The 20,905-nt window shown below is 59.8% G+C and carries 19 protein-coding genes; 11 read left to right on the top strand and 8 right to left on the bottom strand.

Features of this window, described 5'->3' with window-relative positions; all coding sequences use genetic code 11:
• Window positions 1-261: 261 nt before the first annotated feature.
• The 4 genes from JJD74_RS16435 to JJD74_RS16420 all read right to left on the bottom strand — a co-directional run bounded on the left by JJD74_RS16435 (window position 262) and on the right by JJD74_RS16420 (window position 5,627).
• Window positions 262-810: a cupin domain-containing protein gene (locus tag JJD74_RS16435; RefSeq protein WP_042558757.1), complete on the bottom strand. Its 549-nt coding sequence runs from the start codon at window positions 808-810 to the stop codon at window positions 262-264.
• A 439-nt stretch (window positions 811-1,249) separates the two neighbouring features.
• Window positions 1,250-2,533, bottom strand: a complete 1,284-nt coding sequence (locus JJD74_RS16430; RefSeq protein ID WP_042558756.1) for an NAD(P)/FAD-dependent oxidoreductase — start codon at window positions 2,531-2,533, stop codon at window positions 1,250-1,252.
• 52 nt (window positions 2,534-2,585) lie between these two features.
• The gene (locus JJD74_RS16425) at window positions 2,586-4,076 is read right to left on the bottom strand and encodes an aldehyde dehydrogenase (RefSeq protein ID WP_200615787.1); all 1,491 of its coding nucleotides are present in this window, start codon (window positions 4,074-4,076) and stop codon (window positions 2,586-2,588) included.
• A gap of 174 nt (window positions 4,077-4,250) precedes the next feature.
• Window positions 4,251-5,627, bottom strand: coding sequence for a glutamine synthetase family protein (locus tag JJD74_RS16420; RefSeq protein ID WP_047300717.1), 1,377 nt, complete (start codon window positions 5,625-5,627; stop codon window positions 4,251-4,253).
• Between the two features lie 282 nt (window positions 5,628-5,909).
• Between JJD74_RS16420 and JJD74_RS16415 the strand changes: the two genes are divergently transcribed.
• From JJD74_RS16415 to JJD74_RS16395, 5 genes are all read left to right on the top strand, one after another.
• Entirely contained in the window at window positions 5,910-6,671 is a 762-nt protein-coding gene (locus JJD74_RS16415) for a gamma-glutamyl-gamma-aminobutyrate hydrolase family protein (RefSeq protein ID WP_042558753.1), read from the top strand.
• Between the two features lie 371 nt (window positions 6,672-7,042).
• Complete coding sequence (gene potA / locus JJD74_RS16410; RefSeq protein ID WP_042558752.1) at window positions 7,043-8,185, top strand: polyamine ABC transporter ATP-binding protein; 1,143 nt, start codon at window positions 7,043-7,045, stop codon at window positions 8,183-8,185.
• Between the two features lie 29 nt (window positions 8,186-8,214).
• Complete coding sequence (locus JJD74_RS16405; RefSeq protein WP_164488122.1) at window positions 8,215-9,096, top strand: ABC transporter permease subunit; 882 nt, start codon at window positions 8,215-8,217, stop codon at window positions 9,094-9,096.
• Window positions 9,093-9,968 (top strand): ABC transporter permease subunit, encoded by an 876-nt coding sequence (locus JJD74_RS16400; RefSeq protein WP_200615782.1) that lies wholly within the window; start codon window positions 9,093-9,095, stop codon window positions 9,966-9,968. The genes JJD74_RS16405 and JJD74_RS16400 overlap by 4 nt, the downstream gene beginning before the upstream one ends.
• Window positions 9,969-10,125: 157 nt before the next feature.
• Window positions 10,126-11,223, top strand: a complete 1,098-nt coding sequence (locus tag JJD74_RS16395; RefSeq protein ID WP_042558749.1) for a polyamine ABC transporter substrate-binding protein — start codon at window positions 10,126-10,128, stop codon at window positions 11,221-11,223.
• A 236-nt stretch (window positions 11,224-11,459) separates the two neighbouring features.
• Here the strand turns inward: JJD74_RS16395 and thpR are convergent, their stop codons facing one another.
• Complete coding sequence (thpR, locus tag JJD74_RS16390; protein ID WP_200615776.1) at window positions 11,460-11,999, bottom strand: RNA 2',3'-cyclic phosphodiesterase; 540 nt, start codon at window positions 11,997-11,999, stop codon at window positions 11,460-11,462.
• 107 nt (window positions 12,000-12,106) lie between these two features.
• On the opposite strand from thpR, the gene JJD74_RS16385 reads away from it, so the two are divergent.
• Window positions 12,107-12,301 (top strand): hypothetical protein, encoded by a 195-nt coding sequence (locus JJD74_RS16385; RefSeq protein WP_200615762.1) that lies wholly within the window; start codon window positions 12,107-12,109, stop codon window positions 12,299-12,301.
• A 276-nt stretch (window positions 12,302-12,577) separates the two neighbouring features.
• On the opposite strand, the gene JJD74_RS16380 is transcribed toward JJD74_RS16385, so the two are convergent.
• On the bottom strand, window positions 12,578-12,931 hold the full coding sequence (locus tag JJD74_RS16380; RefSeq protein ID WP_042558747.1) for a DUF1428 domain-containing protein: 354 nt from the start codon (window positions 12,929-12,931) through the stop codon (window positions 12,578-12,580).
• Between the two features lie 2 nt (window positions 12,932-12,933).
• Entirely contained in the window at window positions 12,934-14,016 is a 1,083-nt protein-coding gene (locus tag JJD74_RS16375; protein WP_200615759.1) for a hypothetical protein, read from the bottom strand.
• 278 nt (window positions 14,017-14,294) lie between these two features.
• Here JJD74_RS16375 and JJD74_RS16370 point away from each other — a divergent pair, with 278 nt between their 5' ends.
• Complete coding sequence (locus JJD74_RS16370) at window positions 14,295-14,570, top strand: hypothetical protein (RefSeq protein WP_200615755.1); 276 nt, start codon at window positions 14,295-14,297, stop codon at window positions 14,568-14,570.
• Between the two features lie 57 nt (window positions 14,571-14,627).
• On the opposite strand, the gene JJD74_RS16365 is transcribed toward JJD74_RS16370, so the two are convergent.
• On the bottom strand, window positions 14,628-14,834 hold the full coding sequence (locus tag JJD74_RS16365) for a hypothetical protein (RefSeq protein ID WP_042558745.1): 207 nt from the start codon (window positions 14,832-14,834) through the stop codon (window positions 14,628-14,630).
• Between the two features lie 243 nt (window positions 14,835-15,077).
• Here JJD74_RS16365 and JJD74_RS16360 point away from each other — a divergent pair, with 243 nt between their 5' ends.
• The 4 genes from JJD74_RS16360 to paoC all read left to right on the top strand — a co-directional run bounded on the left by JJD74_RS16360 (window position 15,078) and on the right by paoC (window position 20,874).
• Window positions 15,078-16,832 carry an L-lactate permease gene (locus JJD74_RS16360; RefSeq protein ID WP_042558744.1) on the top strand — a complete coding sequence of 585 codons (1,755 nt, stop codon included), beginning with the start codon at window positions 15,078-15,080 and terminating at the stop codon, window positions 16,830-16,832.
• 273 nt (window positions 16,833-17,105) lie between these two features.
• Entirely contained in the window at window positions 17,106-17,729 is a 624-nt protein-coding gene (paoA, locus tag JJD74_RS16355; RefSeq protein WP_047300711.1) for an aldehyde dehydrogenase iron-sulfur subunit PaoA, read from the top strand.
• The gene (locus JJD74_RS16350) at window positions 17,726-18,679 is read left to right on the top strand and encodes an FAD binding domain-containing protein (protein ID WP_047300710.1); all 954 of its coding nucleotides are present in this window, start codon (window positions 17,726-17,728) and stop codon (window positions 18,677-18,679) included. The genes paoA and JJD74_RS16350 overlap by 4 nt, the downstream gene beginning before the upstream one ends.
• Window positions 18,676-20,874, top strand: a complete 2,199-nt coding sequence (gene paoC, locus JJD74_RS16345) for an aldehyde oxidoreductase molybdenum-binding subunit PaoC (RefSeq protein WP_200615743.1) — start codon at window positions 18,676-18,678, stop codon at window positions 20,872-20,874. The genes JJD74_RS16350 and paoC overlap by 4 nt, the downstream gene beginning before the upstream one ends.
• Window positions 20,875-20,905 lie beyond the last annotated feature (31 nt).

The following is a 20,905-nucleotide window of genomic DNA, read 5'->3' as shown; positions in this document are numbered from 1 at the left end:
TTGAGCGCGAAGCAAGACACATTTCCCGAACACTCACTAGTCCGCCACACCTTCGCCTCGAAAAAAAAGCGCAAAGCAATGTAACCATGCCAGATAATTCATTACGCCATTAGCCCTGCATCGTCACGCGCTCATTCAGAGCCTTCCTACAAATGAAAACCGACAAGCCTGCAAACCTTTCCTCGACTCAAAAAAAATCCGATGCCCTTCAACAAGGCGTCGGATTTACTTACAGCGAATGGTTTTTACCTAAAGCATCAATCAGAAGTTAGCCGGCGTATTCGCACTAATAATCTCAGCCTCATCCGCCCCGATATTGCGAAACTTATGCGGCAACGTCGTAGGAAAGTAATACCCATCCCCGGCATTCAACACACTCACCGAGCCATCCACGGTCAACTCGACAGTCCCGCGCGTCACAAGCCCACACTCCTCACCTTCCGAGTGAACAATCGGCTCTTCCCCGGAGCTCGCGCCCGGTGCGTATTGCTCGCGCAGCAAGCGCATCTGGCGGCTTGGTACCGAGGCGCCGATCAGTAGCAGGCGCAGGCCGTGGCGGCCGAGGTCGGGCTGTTCGTTGGCGCGGAAGACGTATTGATGTTCGCGCGGCGGCTGGTCGAAGGTGAAGAAGTCGGCCAGGGACATCGGGATGCCTTCGAGCAGCTTTTTCAATGAGCTGACGGAGGGACTGACGCGATTCTGTTCGATCAGGGAGATGGTGGCATTGGTCACGCCGCTACGCCGGGCCAGCTCGCGCTGGGAGAGTTTGTAGCTTTCGCGTACTAGTTTGAGTCGAGAACCCGTATCCATGACTGCCTTATGTAAGAACGACTTAAGGGCGATGGGGGTGGGTGGCGGGTGACGCGCCGGGGCGCGGGTCACGTTGCTCCCGTGTCCCGGAACCGTGAAAGGCGGCTATTAAATCACGTTTGATGGTGTTGCTCAGCAGGTTCGATGGGTGGTGGGGGAAAAGTCTTTCTTGCCTTGGTAATACAGTGACTGTGGGAGTGAACCTGCTCGCGAAAGCGGTGTGTCAGACGACATCGATGTTGGCTGATATGACCTCTTCGCGAGCAGGCTCGCTCCCACAGTTGGATCTCTTTTGTGTCAGTTGGCTTTGTGGAGGTTGTCAGGCCGTCATCGCTGGCAAGCCAGCTCCCACAGCTTTTGTGGTTGTCAGTGGGAGTGATGGCGTCTTTACAGGCGCCATTGCTGGCAGGCCAGCTCCCACATTTTGAACATTACTAGCTTAGATGCCGAAACGATCGCGCAGCGAGTAGTAGACGGCGCCGAGGGCGGTCAGCGGGGCGGAGAAGGTGCGGCCGCCGAGCATTGGCATGTGTGGCAAGGACGCGAACGCGTTGAAGCGTTCGGCATCGCCGCGGATCATTTCCGAGATCAGTTTGCCGGCCAGGTGCGAGCAGGTGACGCCGTGGCCACTGTAGCCTTGCATGTAGTAGGCGTTTTTCTCGATACGGCCGAATTGCGGCATGCGTGACATGGTCAGCAGGAAATTGCCGGTCCAGCGGTAGTCGATTTTCACGTCTTTGAGCTGCGGGAAGGTCTTGAGAATCTTCGGGCGGATCAGTTGTTCGATGTCGTCCGGTTCACGCGCGCCGTAGACCACGCCGCCGCCGTACAGCAAACGGTTGTCGGCGGTGAGGCGGTAGTAATCCAGCAGATAGTTGCAGTCTTCGACGCAGTAGTTGTTGGTGATCAGGCTGCGTGCCTGTTTCTCGGTCAACGGCTCGGTGACAACGATTTGCGAGCCGCAGGGCATGCTTTTCGCGGTGACGCGGTTGTCGAGGCCTTGCGGCAGGTAGGCGTTGCCAGCGATCAACAGGTACTTGGCGCGGACCAGACCTTTGGCGGTGCGCACAACATTGGGCTCGCCGTAGGTGATTTCCACCGCGGCCGATTGCTCGTAGATCTTGCCGCCCAAACTCACGATGGCAGCAGCTTCTCCGAGGGCCAGGTTGAGTGGATGCACGTGGCCGCCCTGCAAGTCCAGCAGACCACCGACGTAGGCGTCGGAGCCGACTTCGCGACGAATGTCCGCAGCGTCGAGCATCTTCAGATTGCGGTTGCCGTAGCGTTCCCAGTTTTTCTTCTGCTCGGCCAGACCATTCAGTTGTTTCTTGTTCATCGCCGCGAAGATACCGCCCGGACGGTAGTCGCATTTGATGTCGTATTGCTTGATGCGCGAACGAATGATGTCGGCGCCTTCGAAGATCATGCTGCCAAGGATTTCGGCGGTCTTGTCGCCGTAACGCTCTTCGATCACGTCGACGTCGCGGCTGTAGGAGTTAACCAGTTGCCCGCCGTTACGGCCGCTCGCGCCGTAACCGACTTTCGCCGCTTCCAGCACCGTGACTTTATAGCCAGCCTCGGCGAGGAACAGTGCCGAGGACAGGCCCGTGTAACCGGCGCCGATGATGCAAACGTCGCAATCCACCGCTTCTTCGAGGGTCGGAAAGTCGATGACTTCGTTGCGAGTGGCGGCGTAGTAGCTGTTTACGTGTTGTTGTTTCATACGGTTCTCCGAGGGTCGCCGGCTCACGCCAGCAACCGCCGCTGTAAAAGAATTAGAGCTTGATCCAGGTCGCTTTCAGCTCGGTGTACTTGTCGAATGCATGCAGCGATTTATCGCGACCATTGCCCGACTGTTTGAAGCCACCGAACGGCGCGGTCATGTCGCCGCCGTCGTACTGGTTGACCCAGACGCTGCCGGCACGCAGGCCACGAGCAAAGGTGTGCGCCTTGCTCAGGTTGCTGGTCCAGACCCCGGCGGCGAGGCCGAAGATGCTGTCGTTGGCGATCTGCAGCGCTTCTTCAACGGTGTCGAAGGTGATCAGCGACAGCACCGGGCCGAAGATTTCTTCCTGAGCGATGGTCATGGCGTTGGTCACGCCGTCGAAAAGCGCCGGCTGCACATATAGGCCACCGGTTTCTTCAAGGGTGCGTTGGCCACCGGCAATCAGCTCGGCGCCCTGCTCGCGACCGATGCTGATGTAGCGCAGCACGTTGTCGAGTTGGCGCTGATCGACCACGGCGCCGACGGTGGTCGCCGGGTCGAGGGCGTGACCGGGTTTCCACGCTTGCAGTGCTTCCACCAGCAGCGGAATGAACTGCTCACGAATCGAACGCTCGACCAGCAGACGCGAACCGGCGGTGCAGACTTCGCCCTGATTGAAGGCGATGGCGCCGGCCGCTGCTTGTGCCGCGGCGCGCAAGTCCGGCGCGTCGGCAAACACCACGTTCGGGCTTTTGCCGCCGGCTTCGAGCCAGACGCGTTTCATGTTGCTCTGGCCGGAGTAAATCATCAGTTGCTTGGCAATCGCCGTGGAACCGGTGAAGGCCAGCACGTCGACGTCCATGTGCAACGCCAGCGCCTTGCCGACGGTGTGGCCGAAGCCTGGCAAGACGTTGAACACGCCTTTCGGAATGCCGGCATCCAGTGCGAGCTGAGCGATGCGGATCGCGGTCAGCGGCGACTTTTCCGAAGGCTTGAGGATGAACGAGTTACCCGCCGCCAGGGCCGGGGCGAATTTCCAGCTGGCCATGATCAGCGGGAAGTTCCACGGCACGATGGCCGCCACCACGCCGCAAGGCTCACGAGTGATCAGGCCGAGCTGGTCGTGCGGTGTGGCCGCGACTTCGTCGTAGATCTTGTCGACGGCTTCAGCGCTCCAGCGGATCGCGTTGGCGGTCGCCGGGATGTCGATGCTCATCGAGTCGCTGATCGGTTTGCCCATGTCGAGGGTTTCCAGCAGCGCCAGTTCTTCCTGGTTTTGCAGGATCAGATCGGCGAAGCGGATCAGGATGCGCTTGCGCTCGGCCGGGGCCTTGTTGGCCCACACGCCGGATTCGAAAGACTGGCGCGCGACTTCCACGGCGAGGTTGGCGTCGGCTTCATCGGTGCTTGCCACGGAGGCCAGAAAACGGCCGTCAACGGGGCTCAGGCATTCAAAGGTGTCGCCGCTGATCGCCGGGCGATATTCACCGTTGATGAACGCGCGGGATTCAATGGTCAGGGACTGGAAGCGTTGTTCCCAGTCGTTGCGGGTCGTTGTCATTGTTATGGCTCGACGAGGGGGTGGTGAGCAGCGGACGAACGCCGCCGATCAAAATCTGGTAACCCGATACCCTGTAGGAGCTGCCGAAGGCTGCGATCTTTTGATCTTGATCCTGAAAAACAAAGTCAAAAGATCGCAGCCTTCGGCAGCTCCTACAGGGGATGGTGCTGGGCTTTAAACGGTATGCAGATACCAGTTGTACTCAAGGTCAGAAATCGAGTTTTCGAACTCGGCCAGCTCGCTCTCCTTGCACGCGACAAACACGTCGATGTACAGCGGGTCGATGTAGCGGGCCATGACTTCGCTGTCGTCCAGCTCACGCAATGCGTCGCGCAGGTTGTTCGGCAGGCTCTGTTCGTTCTGCTCGTAGCTGTTGCCCTCGACTGGCGCACCCGGTTCGATCTGGTTGGTCAGGCCGTGGTGGATACCGGCCAGCACCGAGGCCATCAGCAGGTACGGGTTGGCATCGGCACCGGCGACACGATGTTCGATGCGCACAGCGTCGGCGGAACCGGTCGGTACGCGCACGGCCACAGTGCGGTTGTCGATGCCCCAGCTCGGCGAGTTCGGCACGTAGAACTGCGCGCCGAAACGACGGTACGAGTTAACGTTCGGGCAGAGGAAGGCCATTTGCGCAGGCAGGGTCTCCAGCACACCGCCGATCGCGTGTCGCAGCGCGGCGTTCTGCTCGGGATCCTCGCTGGCGAAGATGTTGTTGCCTTCTTTGTCCAGGATCGAAATGTGTACGTGCAGACCGTTACCCGCCTGGCCCGGATACGGCTTGGCCATGAAGGTGGTGTCCATCTCGTGGTCGTAGGCGATGTTTTTCACCAGACGCTTGAGCAGGACGGCGTAGTCGCAGGCCTTGATCGGATCGGAGACGTGATGCAGGTTGACTTCGAACTGCGCCGGGGCACTTTCCTTGACGATGGCGTCAGCCGGGATGCCCTGCTCTTTCGCGCCTTCGAGGATGTCTTGCAGGCAGTCGACGTATTCGTCGAGGTCGTCGATCAGGTAGACCTGAGTCGACACCGGGCGCTTGCCGGAAACCGGCGAGCGTGGCGACTGCGGACGGCCGTTCACGTTGTCCTGGTCGATCAGGTAGAACTCCAGTTCGAACGCGGCGCAGATGGTCAGGCCCATTTCATCGAACTTGCGCACGACGTTAGCCAGCACTTCACGCGGGTCAGCGAAGAACGGCTGGCCTTCAAGTTCGTGCATGGTCATTAACAGTTGTGCGGTTGGGCGCTTCTGCCACGGCTCGATGCTGAGGGTGCCGGGGATCGGATAGCAGATGCGGTCGGCGTCGCCGATGTCCAGGCCCAGGCCGGTGCTTTCCACCGTGGAGCCGTTGATGTCGAGGGCAAAGAGCGAGGCCGGCAGGTTGATGCCTTTCTCGTAAACCTTATGAAGACTGGTGCGTTCGATGCGCTTGCCGCGCACCACACCGTTCATATCCGCAATCAGAAGGTCGACGTACAAAACCTCAGGATATTTCTTAAGGAATGCGTTTGCTTCGTTGAGTTGAACGGTACGCAGAGGGACCGACATGATGCACCTATTTAGCTGTTAATTATTATGTTCACTGCTGTTTCGCCGAGCCAGTCAACCCGAACGGCAAAGTGAAGTCAATAGCGAACACCCCGCCGCTCAGCCTTTATTTTTAGGGCTTTTCTTGACACCTGCGTGCCAAAACAGGCGCCAGACGCCTGCCAATCATGAAGATTTGATGAACGGCGTTTAGAATTTTTTACACGGGAGTTGTTAATTAAAATCAACGACGCTAAGCTCCGGAAAAGCTCGTTCAAGTGTCAAACTTCGAGGTGAATAAAAATGGCATTCAAGCCATTGATCGGCGTTACTGCGTGCGTCAAACAGATTGGCCTGCACCCCTATCACATCAGCGGCGACAAGTACGTACGTGCTGTCAGCGTTGGCGCCCAGGGGCTGCCGGTGGTCATTCCTTCCCTTGGCAACCTGACTGAAATCGAGGACCTGCTCGGTCAACTCGACGGTCTGTTGCTGACCGGTTCGCCTTCCAACGTGGAACCTTTCCACTATCAAGGCCCGGCCAGCGAACCCGGTACGGATCACGATCCGGCGCGGGATGCCACGACCCTTCCTTTATTGCGTGCAGCCATTGCGGCGGGCGTTCCGGTGCTGGGCATTTGCCGCGGCTTCCAGGAGATGAACGTGGCATTTGGCGGCAGCCTGCATCAGAAGGTGCATGAGCTGCCGGGCATGCTCGATCACCGTGAAGCGGACAGCCCGGATGTGGCCGTGCAATACGCACCGGCTCATGCGGTCACGGTGCTTGGCGGCGGCGTGTTCGAAGCGCTGGAGTTGCCCGGCGAGTTCCAGGTCAATTCCATTCACAGTCAGGGCATCGACCGCCTCGCGCCCGGCCTGCGTGCCGAAGCGGTGGCGCCTGATGGTCTGATCGAGGCGATCTCGGTGGAGCACAGCCCGACCTTTGCCCTCGGCGTGCAATGGCACCCAGAGTGGCAGGTGCTGGACAACCCGAACTACCTGAAGATTTTTCAGGCCTTCGGTGAGGCTTGCCGGCAACGGGCGGCGCGACGCAACCAGCGCTGATATCAGCAAACAATACCTGACGATTTACTGCCCCCACGCAAGTCGGGTGTGCCTGCGCACATCCGTCATTCGTGAAAAACAACACCCGTAATAACAACAAGTACGACCCAGGCAGCCAGGACGGCGGCGCCGAACAAGCCGGATCGGTACGGGTAATGCCAGGCAGGTAATTGCATTTCCCCTGTGGGAGCGAGCCTGCTCGCGAAAGCGGTGTGTCAGATAACAATGATGTCGGCTGACACTCCGTATTCGCGAGCAGGCTCGCTCCCACAGAATCTGCGACATACCTGACAGGTACCCCGTACAGCTCTGCAATCCACTTTTAAGCCAGGCCACATTGGCCAGGCACTGAAACCTGTTGGGAGTTTCACATGGCAAACGCCTCCAGCACTTACAGGAAGGCACTTGAAGGTCATCAGCAACCGAAAAAGGTGTTGGTGAAAATCGATCGTGTCACCAAGAAGTTCGACGAAACCATCGCAGTTGACGATGTATCCCTGGAGATCCATCAGGGCGAAATCTTTGCCCTGCTCGGCGGCTCCGGCTCGGGTAAATCGACCCTGCTGCGCATGCTTGCCGGTTTCGAGCGCCCGACTGAAGGGCGGATTCTGCTCGACGGTGTGGACATCACCGACATGCCGCCGTACGAGCGGCCGATCAACATGATGTTCCAGTCCTACGCGCTGTTCCCGCACATGACCGTCGCGCAGAACATCGCCTTCGGCCTTAAGCAGGACCGTTTGCCAGCCAGTGAAATCGACGCCCGCGTTGAAGAAATGCTGCGTCTGGTGCACATGACCCAATACGCCAAACGCAAACCGCATCAACTCTCCGGTGGTCAGCGCCAACGTGTCGCCCTCGCCCGTTCGCTGGCGAAACGGCCAAAGCTGTTGCTGCTCGACGAACCGATGGGTGCGCTGGATAAAAAGCTGCGTTCGCAAATGCAGCTGGAGTTGGTTGAGATCATCGAGCGCGTCGGCGTGACCTGCGTGATGGTGACTCACGACCAGGAAGAAGCCATGACCATGGCCGAGCGGATCGCGATCATGCACCTGGGCTGGATCGCGCAGATCGGCAGCCCGATTGACATCTATGAAGCACCCGTCAGCCGTATGGTCTGCGAGTTCATCGGCAACGTGAACGCCTTCGACGGCACGGTGGTTGAAGACCTCGAAGGTCACGCGATCATCCACAGCCCGGACTTGCAGCAGAAGATCTACGTTGGTCACGGCGTCAGCACCTCGGTGCAGGACAAGTCGGTCACCTACGCGATCCGTCCGGAAAAAATGCTCGTCAGCACGACCCAGCCCGAGTTCCGCTACAACTGGTCCGAAGGCAAGGTGCATGACATCGCCTACCTTGGCGGTCACTCGGTGTTTTACGTGCAATTGCCGGGCGGCAAAATCGTCCAGTCGTTCATGGCCAACGCTGAACGCCGTGGCGCACGACCGACCTGGGACGACAAGGTTTACGTCTGGTGGGAAGACGACAGCGGCGTGGTACTGCGCTCATGAGAACTTTCAATCAGCAATTCCTGCGCCTGGTGCCCAGTGGCCGAAAACTGGTGATCGGTATTCCGTTCATCTGGCTGTTCCTGTTCTTCATGCTGCCGTTTTTCCTGGTGATGAAGATCAGTTTCTCGGAAGCTGCGCTGTCGATCCCGCCGTACTCGGAGATTTACACCTACGCCGAACAGAAATTCCAGCTGCTGCTGAACATCGGCAACTACACCATGCTCGGCGAAGACGAGCTGTATCTGTCGGCCTACCTCGGGTCGTTGAAGGTCGCGGCGCTGAGCACGCTGATGTGCCTGGTGATCGGCTTCCCGATGGCTTATGCGATCACCAAGACCGGCAAGGAAACGCAAAACGTCCTGCTGCTGTTGATCATGATGCCGACCTGGACCGCGATCCTGATCCGCGTTTACGCGTGGATGGGCATTCTCAGCAACAACGGTTTGCTCAACAGCTTCCTTATGTGGACTGGCCTGACCGATCACTCGATCGAGATCCTCAACACCAACACCGCGGTGTATATCGGCGTGGTTTACGCCTACCTGCCGTTCATGGTGTTGCCGCTGTACGCCAACCTGGTGAAACACGACGGCAGTCTGCTGGAAGCCGCGTCAGACCTGGGTTCGAGCAACTTCAACAACTTCTGGAAAATCACCGTACCGCTGGCCAAGAACGGCATCATCGCAGGCTGCATGCTGGTGTTCATTCCGGTGGTGGGCGAGTTCGTCATTCCCGAACTTTTGGGTGGTCCGGAGACGTTGATGATCGGTCGCGTGCTGTGGCAAGAATTCTTCAATAACCGCGACTGGCCGGTGGCGTCTGCTCTGGCGGTGGTGATGCTGTTGATCCTGATTGTGCCGATTCTGCTGTTCAACCGCAGCCAGGCCAAAGAGATGGAGGCACGGGGATGAAACGCTTCGGTTTTGCAAAGTTCATGTTGATCTTCGGCCTGACGTTTATCTATCTGCCGATGCTGATCCTGGTGATCTACTCGTTCAACGCCTCGAAACTGGTGACGGTGTGGGGCGGCTGGTCGATCAAGTGGTACACCGGTTTGCTCGACAACACGCAACTGATGGGTTCGGTGGTGCGCTCGCTGGAAATCGCCTGCTACACCGCGATTGCTGCTGTGGCACTCGGTACTCTGGCTGCGTTCGTGTTGACTCGGGTAACGCGCTTCAAGGGTCGCACGTTGTTTGGTGGCTTGGTCACCGCGCCGTTGGTGATGCCTGAAGTGATCACCGGTCTGTCGTTGTTGCTGCTGTTTGTGGCGATGGCGCAACTGATCGGCTGGCCGCAGGAGCGTGGCATTGTCACGATCTGGATCGCCCACACCACGTTTTGTGCAGCCTATGTGGCGGTAGTAGTCTCCGCCCGCCTGCGTGAACTGGACCTGTCGATTGAAGAAGCGGCGATGGATCTGGGCGCGAAACCGTTCAAGGTGTTTTTCCTGATCACCATTCCGATGATCGCTCCGTCGCTGGCGGCGGGCGGGATGATGTCGTTTGCCTTGTCGCTGGATGACCTGGTGTTGGCAAGCTTCGTCTCCGGCCCCGGCTCCACCACCCTGCCGATGGAAGTGTTCTCGGCGGTGCGTCTGGGCGTGAAGCCGGAGATCAACGCGGTGGCGAGTCTGATTCTGCTGGCGGTGTCGCTGGTGACTTTCCTGGTCTGGTACTTCGGCCGCAAGGCTGAGGCCAGTCGCAAGCGTGCGATTCAGGAAGCGATGGATCAAACGGCGAACGAGTCGTGGCAGCAACCGCCACGCGCCGCCACCGCATAACCTGTAGGAGCTGCGGCACGCTGCGATCTTTTGCCTTTGCGCTTTTAAGATCAAAAGCAAGATCAAAAGATCGCAGCGTGCCGCAGCTCCTACAAGAGTCGAGTTAGTTGTTCGGTTTTTGTGTTGTGTTTTTGAATAAAAAAATGGAGTTGTACCGATGAAAATGTTTGGCAGGACTCTGCTGACACTGTCCTTAATGGGCGCAATCGTCATGGGCGCCCAGGCCAACGACAAAGTGCTGCGTGTTTACAACTGGTCCGATTACATCGCGCCGGACACCGTCAAGAAGTTCGAAGACGAGACCGGCATCCGTGTGACCTACGACGTCTTCGACAGCAACGAGACCCTTGAGGCGCGCTTGCTGGCGGGCAAATCCGGCTACGACATCGTCGTGCCGTCCAACAGTTTCCTGGCCAAGCAGATCAAGGCTGGCGTCTATCAGCCGCTGGACAAATCGAAGCTGCCGAACTGGAAGAATCTCAACCCGGTGCTGCTGAAAAATGCCGCCGCCAGTGATCCGGACAACGCTCACGCGTTCCCGTACATGTGGGGCTCGATCGGCATCGGTTTCAACCCGGCCAAGGTCAAGGAAGTACTCGGCGCCAACGCTCCGACCAACTCCTGGGACTTGCTGTTCAAGCCGGAAAACGCTGAAAAGCTGAAGGCCTGCGGCATCAGTTTCCTCGACTCGCCGACCGAAATGATCCCGGCCGCGCTGCACTACCTGGGTTACCCGGTGAACGACAAGGACAAGGCGCACATCATGGAAGCCGAAGCGCTGTTCATGAAAATCCGCCCCAACGTGGCGTATTTCCATTCCTCGAAGTACATCTCGGACCTGGCCAACGGCAATATCTGCGTGGCGGTCGGTTACTCCGGTGACGTCCTGCAGGCCAAGGCCCGCGCGGCGGAATCGGGTAACAAGGTGAAGATCGACTACAGCATTCCCAAGGAAGGCGCCGGCAGTTTCTACGACATGGTCGCCATCCCGCGTGATGCGGCGAACGTCGACAATGCGTATCTGTTCATGGACTTTTTGATGCGTCCGGACATCATCGCCGAGATCACCAACAGCAACGGCTATAGCAACGCCAACTCGGCGGCGACGCCATTGGTGGACGAAGCGATCCGTAACGACCCGGGCTCGTACCCCTCGCAAGCGGTGATGGCGACGCTGTATGCAGTGCCGGATCAGCCGATTGCGACCCAGCGGATCATGACTCGCGGCTGGACGCGGGTGAAACTCGGCAAGTGATTCAAGCGCAAATCAACTGTGGGAGCGAGCCTGCTCGCGAAGGCGTCGGCACACTTAACCCATTCATTGCCTGACCCACAGCTTTCGCGAGCAGGCTCGCTCCCACACTGGTTTTGTGCAGTGCTTTTCCGTTCACGCAGCGCCTTACCACCGCTGCACCCTACATATGAACGGCCTCACCTGGCTCCCTCGGCTCAGGTGAATTTCAGGCGCCCTCGGGCGCCTTTTTTTGTCGCTCACGTCAGTGGCCAATCCTGCAGAATCCGGTAGCGGCCCTTGTGCGATTCAAACAACGCAAAGCGCTCGGCACGCAGGAAAAACTCTGGCGGCGTGGCCGATTCCGGCTCCGGCGCCCGGTAGTCACGGGCCAGTGTCAGGTGCGGACGAAACTCGTGGGCCGTCTCTTCAAAACCGAATGGCAGCATCGCCTGTTCAAGCCCATAGGCTAATCGCAGCAACGCTTGCGGAGCCTGATCCGGCGCCAATGCCAACACCCCGGCACGGTGCCAGACCTGCAGGCGATCCAGTGAAATCTGCAACATCTCCCCCGGCGTGCCCACTTTGCCAGCCGCCTCACAGACTCCGCCGATCTGGGCCAGCGGCACTGCGCCGAGAAACAGCAGCGTCAGATGAAAGTTGTCCGCCGGCACTGACTTGCCGGTTCTCAGGCCCAACTCCGCGCGCCACTGCGCAATCGCCTTACGCTGTGCCGGCGGGCAGTCCAGCGCAAAAAACAGGCGTTTGGAGGGTTCATCCCTGTGCGCGTCATCGGTCATGGCCGGGCTCCTTCATTTCTGGTGATCGGCGTGATTCTACACAGCCTGATCTGACGACTCGCGACACCGGTCTATAGTTCAAGGATTGCCATCAACCGGAGGCCGCCATGCGCGAGGTCCTCAGCAAAGAACCGTGGTGGGCACGACCACCACATCCCGGGCAGGATGAAACCGAGCTGGAGTGGGGCTGGCTGGTGCATTACAGCGAGGGTGAGCCACGTTTTGAGTTCGTCCGCGAGCGACCGACGGACGAGCAGATCCGCAACCGAAAAGGCTGCCGAATCACCCCCTCCGCAGAGTGACCCCAAGCCCCGCCCTCTATGTAGGAGCTGTCGAGTGAAACGAGGCGGCGATCTTTTGATCTTGTTTTTAGGCCAAGATCAAAAGATCGCAGCCTTCGGCAGCTCCTACAGGGATCGGCGGTGTATTCACCATCGAAACCATCACACAGAAACCTGAGGGACGAACACCGCAAAACCTGTGGGAGCTGGCTTGCCAGCGATAGCGGTGGGTCCGTTGAAATAGGTGCAGGCTGACACACCGCTATCGCGAGCAGGCTCACCCCTGCTGGTTTTTTTTCAAGGTTCGATGAGGTACTGGAAGCCGCCGAAGATCATCCGCTGTCCATCAAACGGCATCGGGTTGACGTCCGGTTGCATGCGCGGGTCTTCCATCATTTTCGCCATGCCGGTATCGCGAGTGGCCTTGTCGGGCCAGATCAGCCAGCCGGACGCGACGGTTTCACCTTCCTTGAGTTTTACCGCCATCGGGAACGACGTGAGCTTGCCGTCCGGCACATCATCGCCCCAGCATTCGGCCACGCTCAGGGCGCCGTATTCCTTGAAGATCACCGCTGCGATTTCAGCGTGCTTTTTGTACTGCTCGCGATTGGCGGTCGGGACCGGCGCTACAAAAATATCGATGTAAGCCATGATCATTCTCCTGGTACGTTGGGTTCGATCTGCCGGGTAGTCGATTCCTGCGGACGCCATTCGACACGATTCGCCCCAAACCCGACCGACGGCTCATCAAGCCCACCGAGATTGCGCTCGACCTGCCCGGCCATGTGCAGCGTGCCGGCCATCACGCCAGTGGTCGGGTTCTGCACCAGTTTCAGCCAGGCCTTATCGAAGGTGTTGCCCAGGCTGCTGCGTATCAGCGCCTCACTGTCGGGCCGGTCGTTGGCCTGGAGGATCGCGCGGATGCCCATCACGCCGACGGAAATCATCGCCCCGGCCAGTTTGCCCGCCGCTGCCGCGACTGCACTGGCGGCACCGCGGGGAGCCATTTCCGCCTCCATTCGCTGGCTCGCCCGCTTGGCGACGGGTGCCATGCCGGCGTCGGTCGACGCGATGCCTCTGGCGCCGCCGTCGGTGTGAATCTTGTCGATGAGAGCCGCGTACGCCGGCAGGGTGTTCAACGGTTCGGTGCTGATGACTTTGTACAGCGAGGCATCCCGCGCCGGCGGTGGTCCGAGGGCAATGGCCGGGATCTTCTGCAAACGACCGTTGAGCTGGGCAATTGGCACGCGGTGACGCTGGGCGATGAGCGGCATCTGCCGAGCCATCAGCTCTGCATAGAACGCCGTGGCCTGGCCCAGGATCGCATCCGGGTCTACCTCCACCGCGACCGGCGCAAGCACCCTTTTCTGATACTGATCAAGCAGATACGTCGCCAGGCGCTTGGCCGAGGCATCCTGCTCGTCACCGGCGCTGATCGAGTACCAACTGACCTTCATCGACAGCCATTCCTGGGTCCAGTAGCTGCTGAACCACGGAATGAAATTTTCTTCAGTTTGCTGATAGACGCGAGTGCGCCAATGTTCCATCGAGCCCCGGGCGAACAACTTGACCTGCTCGGTGGCTTGTTGCGAGGCGCTGACGATTTCGCGGTCGATCTGTTGCCAGGTCGCGGGCGACACCACCACAGCCTGCACAGCGGTCACTGGAGCCCGGGCCGACGTGGCGCAGCCGGCCAGCAAAAACAGCGCGGCGACGACCAGCGCACGCAGGCTCACGGTGGGTGTGTCCTTTAAATGAGGAGGGAGCAGATTTGAGTATAGGTGGGTCAGTCAGCGGTGTTGCTGGATGTTCTGGCCGCATCGCTGACCACAGTGATCTTCAGTGAACGACGGGAAACCTGTGGGAGCTGGCTTGCCAGCGATGAGGCCAGCCGATGCGCCGCACAACTCAAGCATCAATGCCGTCGATATTCACCATTGCGACGATCACCTTCCGTCTGCCGCCCACGCAAGGCACGATGGCCACATCCGAACCGCAACGAGGAGTTCACATCATGATTCACACCATCGCACTCTCCGTGAGTTTCCCGGTGTTCGGCAGCAACTACTACGACCAGCAACCTGTGTCGCACAAGGCACAAACACTGGTGTTCAACGAAGATTTCGAAGATCTGCTGATGCCCGCCGCGACCAATCATTTCAGCAATGAAGTGGTCGGCATCAACGATCAGTTCCGCTTTCTGAGCGACATTCTCGCCACCCATTTGCTGGATCTCGAGGCCTCTGTGCCTGCGCGTTCCCGCGTCCAGGCGAGCGCTCGTTTTATTTGATGACTGAGGGCCAATGATCGGGGGCGTTCCTTTGCGGGAACGCCCTTTTGTGTTCAATCAATCATCATCCCGATCGCGGTGATAGCGACGGCCATCGCGGCGGTCGTCATCGCGGTCGTCCCAGCGCCGGTCATTGTCGTAATGGCGCCCATGGTCGCGGTCGTAATGCCGGCCGTGGCGGTGGTCATCATCAAAATCCGCCACACAGCCGCCGAGCAATACGGCGGCGGTAACGGTCAGCAGCATCGTTGTAGCGCGCTTCATTCAACACATCCCTAAAACCAAGGTCTTGACGACGGAATCGGCCACGCCGCCCTCGCCTTCAGGACGCGGTGCGCGCAGCCGTCAATACGACCGGGTAAACCAAGGATGATTCAGTGGCCACTAATGACCGTTTATCGCCTCGCCCGCCCATCCCGAACAGCGGCGAGATGCCACCTATACTGCTTGCAGCCCAACCCCATGCAATGGATCTGCACCCTCAATAACAAAAAGCAGAGGTGGACCATGGTATGGCAGCAAATCTACGACCCGTTTGGCAATCCGGTGATCTCCACGCTGATGGCCGCCGTCCCGGTGGTGGTGATGCTGGCGGCGCTGGCGTTCTTTCACGTCAAAGCGCATCTGGCGGCGCTGCTGGCACTGGCTTCAGCGCTGTTGATCTCGATCTTTGCGTTCGGCATGCCCGCCTCCATGGCCGGTTCGGCAGCACTGTTCGGTGCGGCCAATGGCTTGCTGCCGATCGGCTGGATCGTGCTCAACATCATCTTTCTGCATCGCCTGACCACCGAGAACGGCTCGTTCAAAGTGCTGCAGGATTCGCTGGCGCGGATCACTGATGATCGCCGTTTGCAGTTGCTGCTGATCGCCTTTTGCTTCGGTGCTTTCTTCGAAGGTGCGGCAGGCTTCGGTACGCCGGTGGCGGTGACCGGGGCAATCCTCATCGGCCTCGGTTTTTCGCCGCTGGCCGCGTCTGGCCTGGCACTGATCGCCAACACTGCGCCGGTGGCTTTCGGCGCACTCGGCACACCGATCATCACACTCGCCAAAGTCACCGGGCTGGACGAGATGGAGCTGTCGATGATGGTCGGTCGGCAACTGCCATTCTTCTCGGTGCTGGTGCCGTTCTGGCTGATCTGGGCGTTCGCCGGGTGGCGCAAGATGCTCGAGGTCTGGCCAGCGATTCTGGTGGCCGGGGTCAGCTTCGCCGTGCCGCAGTTTCTGGTATCGAACTACCACGGCCCGATGTTGGTGGACGTGATCGCCGCGTTGATTTCCATGGCCTGCCTGACGCTGTTCCTGAAGGTCTGGAAACCGGCGACCATTCACACCTCGGCGGCGCTGTCCGGTCGGGTCGACAACTCCAGGGTCGATGAAGAAAAAGTCACCGCCAGCGCCGCATTCAGCGACCAGGCGCGCCCGGCCGTGATGCGCGCGTGGATGCCGTGGTTCATCCTCACAGTGTTCGTGTTCGCTTGGGGCACGCAGGGTTTCAAGAACCTGTTCGACACTCGGCCGGCAATTGATCCGGTCACGCAATCAGCCAAACTCGATCCGCAAGGCAAACCGATGCGCGAGGCCAATCCGATCTTCGCCCCGGCCATCGTGTTCACGACGCTGCATCAACAGGTCGAGAAGGTGCCGCCTGTGGTGCCTGCGCCGAAAACCGAAGAGGCGGTCTACAAGTTCACCTGGTTGACCAGCACCGGCAGCGGAATTTTACTGGCGGCGATTGTCGGCGGTTTACTGATGGGCTATTCGATCCCGCAACTGATCAAGCAATACCTGCGCACACTGTGGGTGGTACGTTTTTCGCTGATCACCATCGCGGCGATGCTGGCACTGGGGTTCCTCACGCGCTACTCAGGCCTGGACGCAACCATGGGCCTGGCGTTCGCGGCGACGGGGATTTTCTACCCGATGTTCGGCACCCTGCTCGGCTGGCTCGGGGTGGCACTGACCGGCTCCGACACCGCGTCCAACGTGCTGTTCGGCGGACTGCAACGGGTGACGGCGGAACAGCTTGGCATCAGCCCGGTGCTGATGGCAGCGGCCAACAGTTCCGGTGGGGTGATGGGCAAAATGGTCGATGCGCAGTCTATTGTGGTCGCATCCACGGCAACCCGTTGGTATGGGCATGAGGGCGAGATTCTGCGCTACGTGTTCTTCCACTCGATTGTGCTGGCGATTCTGGTGGGCGGGTTGGTGACGTTGCAGGCCTACGTTTCACCATTCACCCACATGGTCGTCGGCGGCCACTAAACGCACCCGTGTAGGAGCTGCCGAAGGCTGCGATCTTTTGATTTTGATCTTAAAAGCGCAAAGTCAAAAGATCGCAGCCTTCGGCAGCTCCTACAGGGGATTTGCGTATATGGCGATTCATGAGCTGAGTAAATAACTCTATAGCGAAAATCCGCAAAAACCTTTTCCTCCCTCCAGCGGTCACTCCTAGACCGAGACTGGCAAACATGCCGGCATGCCCCTATGGGCCTTTCGCAAACCTGCCGCCTGATTGAGAGAAATAGGAATCGAACCATGCCGATTTCCCGACGTAAATTTATGATTCTCGGCGCCGTCACCGCAACGGCGTTCGCGATGCCGCCATTCATCAGCCTCAAGGCCTACGCCGCCAACCTGGAGCAACCGGCCATGAACAAAGTGACCATTCAAGTCAATGGCAAACCCCAGTCCCTTGAAGTCGACAACCGCACCACCCTGCTCGACGCCTTGCGTGAACACCTGCACCTGACCGGCAGCAAAAAAGGCTGCGACCACGGCCAGTGCGGTGCCTGCACGGTGATCGCCGATGGTCGGCGGATCAACTCATGCCTGACGCTGGCGGTGATGCACGAAGGCAGTGAGATCACCACCATCGAAGGCCTCGGCATGCCGGACAACCTGCACCCGATGCAAGCCGCGTTCATCAAGCATGATGGCTATCAATGCGGTTACTGCACGCCGGGGCAGATCTGCTCGGCAGTCGCCGTTATCAAGGAAATCCGCGACGGCATTCCCAGCCACGTCAGCCCCAGCCTGACCGAGTCGCCACAACTGATCGCTTCCGAATTCCAGGAGCGCATGAGCGGCAATATCTGCCGCTGCGGCGCCTACTCGAACATCATCGAAGCCATCACTGAAGTCGCGGAGGTGCCGGCATGAGACCGTTCAATTACAGCCGTGCCGACTCCCCTGCCGCAGCTGCGCAAGCGGCGCAGATCGAAGGCGCGAAGTTCATCGCCGGCGGCACCAACCTGCTCGACCTGATGAAACTCGACATCGAAACCCCGCTGCACCTGATCGACGTCAATCACCTGGGCCTCGACACGATCGAAGCCACGCCCGAGGGCGGTTTGCGCATCGGCGCGCTGGTGCGCAACACCGATCTGGCGGCCGACGCCCGGGTCAGAAAAGACTATGCGCTGCTGTCCCGCGCCCTGCTCGCCGGTGCTTCCGGACAGCTGCGCAACATGGCGACCACCGCTGGCAACCTGTTGCAGCGCACCCGCTGCCCGTATTTCTACGACACAAATCAGGCCTGCAACAAGCGCAATCCAGGCAGTGGCTGTTCGGCAATTGGCGGGGTCACCCGGCAGTTGGGGATCATCGGCGTCAGCGACGCCTGTATCGCCACGCACCCGAGCGACATGGCGATTGCGATGCGCGCCTTAGATGCGCAGATTGAAACGGTGAAGCCCGACGGCAGCACCCGCAGCATCGCCATGGCCGATTTCCACCTGTTGCCGGGCAACACGCCGAACATCGAAACCAGCCTCGGCGCCGGTGAATTCATCACCGCCGTGACGTTGCCTGCGCCGGTGGGTGGCACGCACATTTATCACAAGGTACGCGATCGTTCCTCCTACGCCTTTGCCCTCGTGTCCGTGGGTTTGATCCTGCAAAAGGACGGCAGCGGCCGCGTCGCGGTCGGCGGTATTGCGCCGAAACCGTGGCGCGTGGAAGCGGCTGAAGCGCTGCTGCCCAAGGGCGCGAAAGCCGTCAGCGAACGCTTGCTCGACGGCGCCACGCCGACTCACGACAACCAATTCAAACTGACCCTGGTCGAGCGCACGCTCGGTTCGGTGTTGGCGCAAGCGAGGGAAGAAGCATGAAATTCGACACGCCCGCCACCACCAACCCGATCGATCAATTGAAGGTGATCGGCAAGCCGACCGATCGCATCGAAGGCAAGCTGAAAACTTGCGGCCAGGCGCCTTACGCTTACGAACAGCATGAAGCCGTGGCCGATCAGGCCTACGGTTTCATGGTCGGTTCGGCTATCGCCAAGGGTCGCATCAGCCACATTGATCTCGCCGACGCAAAAGCTGCGCCCGGCGTGTTGGCCATCGTCACCGCCGACAATGCCGGCAAACTTGGCAAAGGCCAGTACAACGCCGCGCATTTGTTAGCCGGGCCCGAGATTCAGCACTACCACCAGGCCGTTGCACTGGTGGTTGCCGAGACCTTCGAGCAGGCCCGCGCCGCCGCACAACTGGTGAAGGTCGATTATGTCGCGAGCAAAGGCGAGTTCGATCTGGCCAGCGTGCGTGACCAAGGCGTCGAGCAGAAAGAAGAAATGCCCGACGTCACCCACGGCGATTTCGCGACAGCGTTCGCCGGTGCCCCGGTGCAATTCGACCAGACCTACACCACCCCCGACCAGTCCCACGCGATGATGGAACCCCACACGACCCTGGCCGCGTGGAAAGGCGACCAACTGACGCTGTGGACGTCGAACCAGATGATCGCCTGGAGCGTCGGCGACATTGCCGAAACCCTCGGCCTGCCCAAGGAAAAAGTCCGCTTGATCTCGCCCTACATCGGCGGCGGTTTCGGCGGCAAACTGTTTGTTCGCGCTGACGCGATCCTCGCGGCCCTCGGTGCGCGCATGGCCGGCAGACCGGTGAAAGTCGCCCTCGCCCGCCCACAGGTCGCCAACAACACCACGCATCGCCCCGCTACCATCCAGCGTATCCGCATGGGCGCCACCGCGGACGGCAAGCTCACCGCCATCGCGCATGAAGGCTGGTCGGGCAATCTCGCGGAGGGCAAGGTCGAAGTCGCGGCGCAGCCGAGTCAGTTGCTGTACGCGGCGCAAAATCGTCTGGTCACCATGCGTCTGTCGCCGCTGGATCTGCCTGAAGGCAACTCAATGCGCGCACCCGGCGAAGCGCCGGGATTGATGGCGTTGGAAATCGCCATGGACGAAATGGCCGAACAGCTCAAACTCGATCCCGTGCAGTTCCGCATCCTCAACGACACCCAGGTCGACCCGGTGAAAACCGAGCGCCCGTTCTCGCAACGACGCTTGATCGAATGTCTGCAAACCGGCGCCGAAAAATTCGGCTGGGACAAGCGCAACGCCAAACCCGGCAGCCGTCGCGAAGGTCGCTGGCTGATCGGCATGGGCGTCGGCGCGGCGATCCGCAACAACCTGCTTATGAAGTCTGGCGCGCGGGTGCGGCTCGAGCGTGATGGCAAGATCACTGTAGAAACCGACATGACCGACATCGGAACCGGCAGCTACACGATCATCGCGCAGACCGCCGCAGAAATGATGGGCGTGGGCATCGACGATGTCGTGGTGCGGCTGGGCGATTCGAATTTCCCGGTGTCGGCGGGTTCCGGCGGCCAGTTTGGCGGCAATTGCTCGACTGCCGGCGTGTATGCCGCGTGCGTGAAACTGCGTGAAGCGATCGCCGGAAAATTGGGCCTCGCGGCTGATCAGGCGGAGTTTGTTGACGGTCAGGTGCGGGTCGGCGGCAAGAGTGTGGCGCTGCGAGAGGCGGCAAAAAATGGCGAGGTGGTGGCTGAAGACAGCATCGAATTCGCCGACCTCGAAAAGCAGTATCAGCAGTCAACCTTTGGCGCGCACTTCGTCGAAGTAGCGGTGGATGCGGCGACGGGCGAAGTTCGTGTGCGGCGGATGCTCGCGGTGTGCGCGGCCGGGCGGATTCTCAATCCGAAAGCGGCGCGCAGTCAGGTGATCGGCGCAATGACCATGGGCGTTGGCGCGGCGTTGATGGAGGAATTGGCGGTCGATAAAAAACTCGGTTTCTTCGTCAACCATGATCTGGCCGGATACGAAGTGCCGGTGCATGCCGACATCCCGCATCAGGAAGTGATTTTCCTTGATGAGACCGACCCGATTTCCTCGCCCATGAAAGCCAAGGGTGTGGGTGAGTTAGGGATTTGCGGGGTGAGTGCGGCGCTGGCCAATGCGATCTACAACGCCACCGGAGCGCGAGTGCGGGAGTATCCGATCACGCTGGACAAGATTCTCGATTCCTTGCCGGCGATGATCTGAAGACCTGAAGAGCCCCTCACCCTAACCCTCT

The organism is Pseudomonas sp. MF6776, assembly GCF_016613125.1.
Taxonomy (GTDB): Bacteria; Pseudomonadota; Gammaproteobacteria; order Pseudomonadales; family Pseudomonadaceae; genus Aquipseudomonas; species Aquipseudomonas iridis.
The sequence above is the reverse complement of the archived record's forward strand: the minus strand, read 5'-3'. Positions and strand labels throughout refer to the sequence as shown.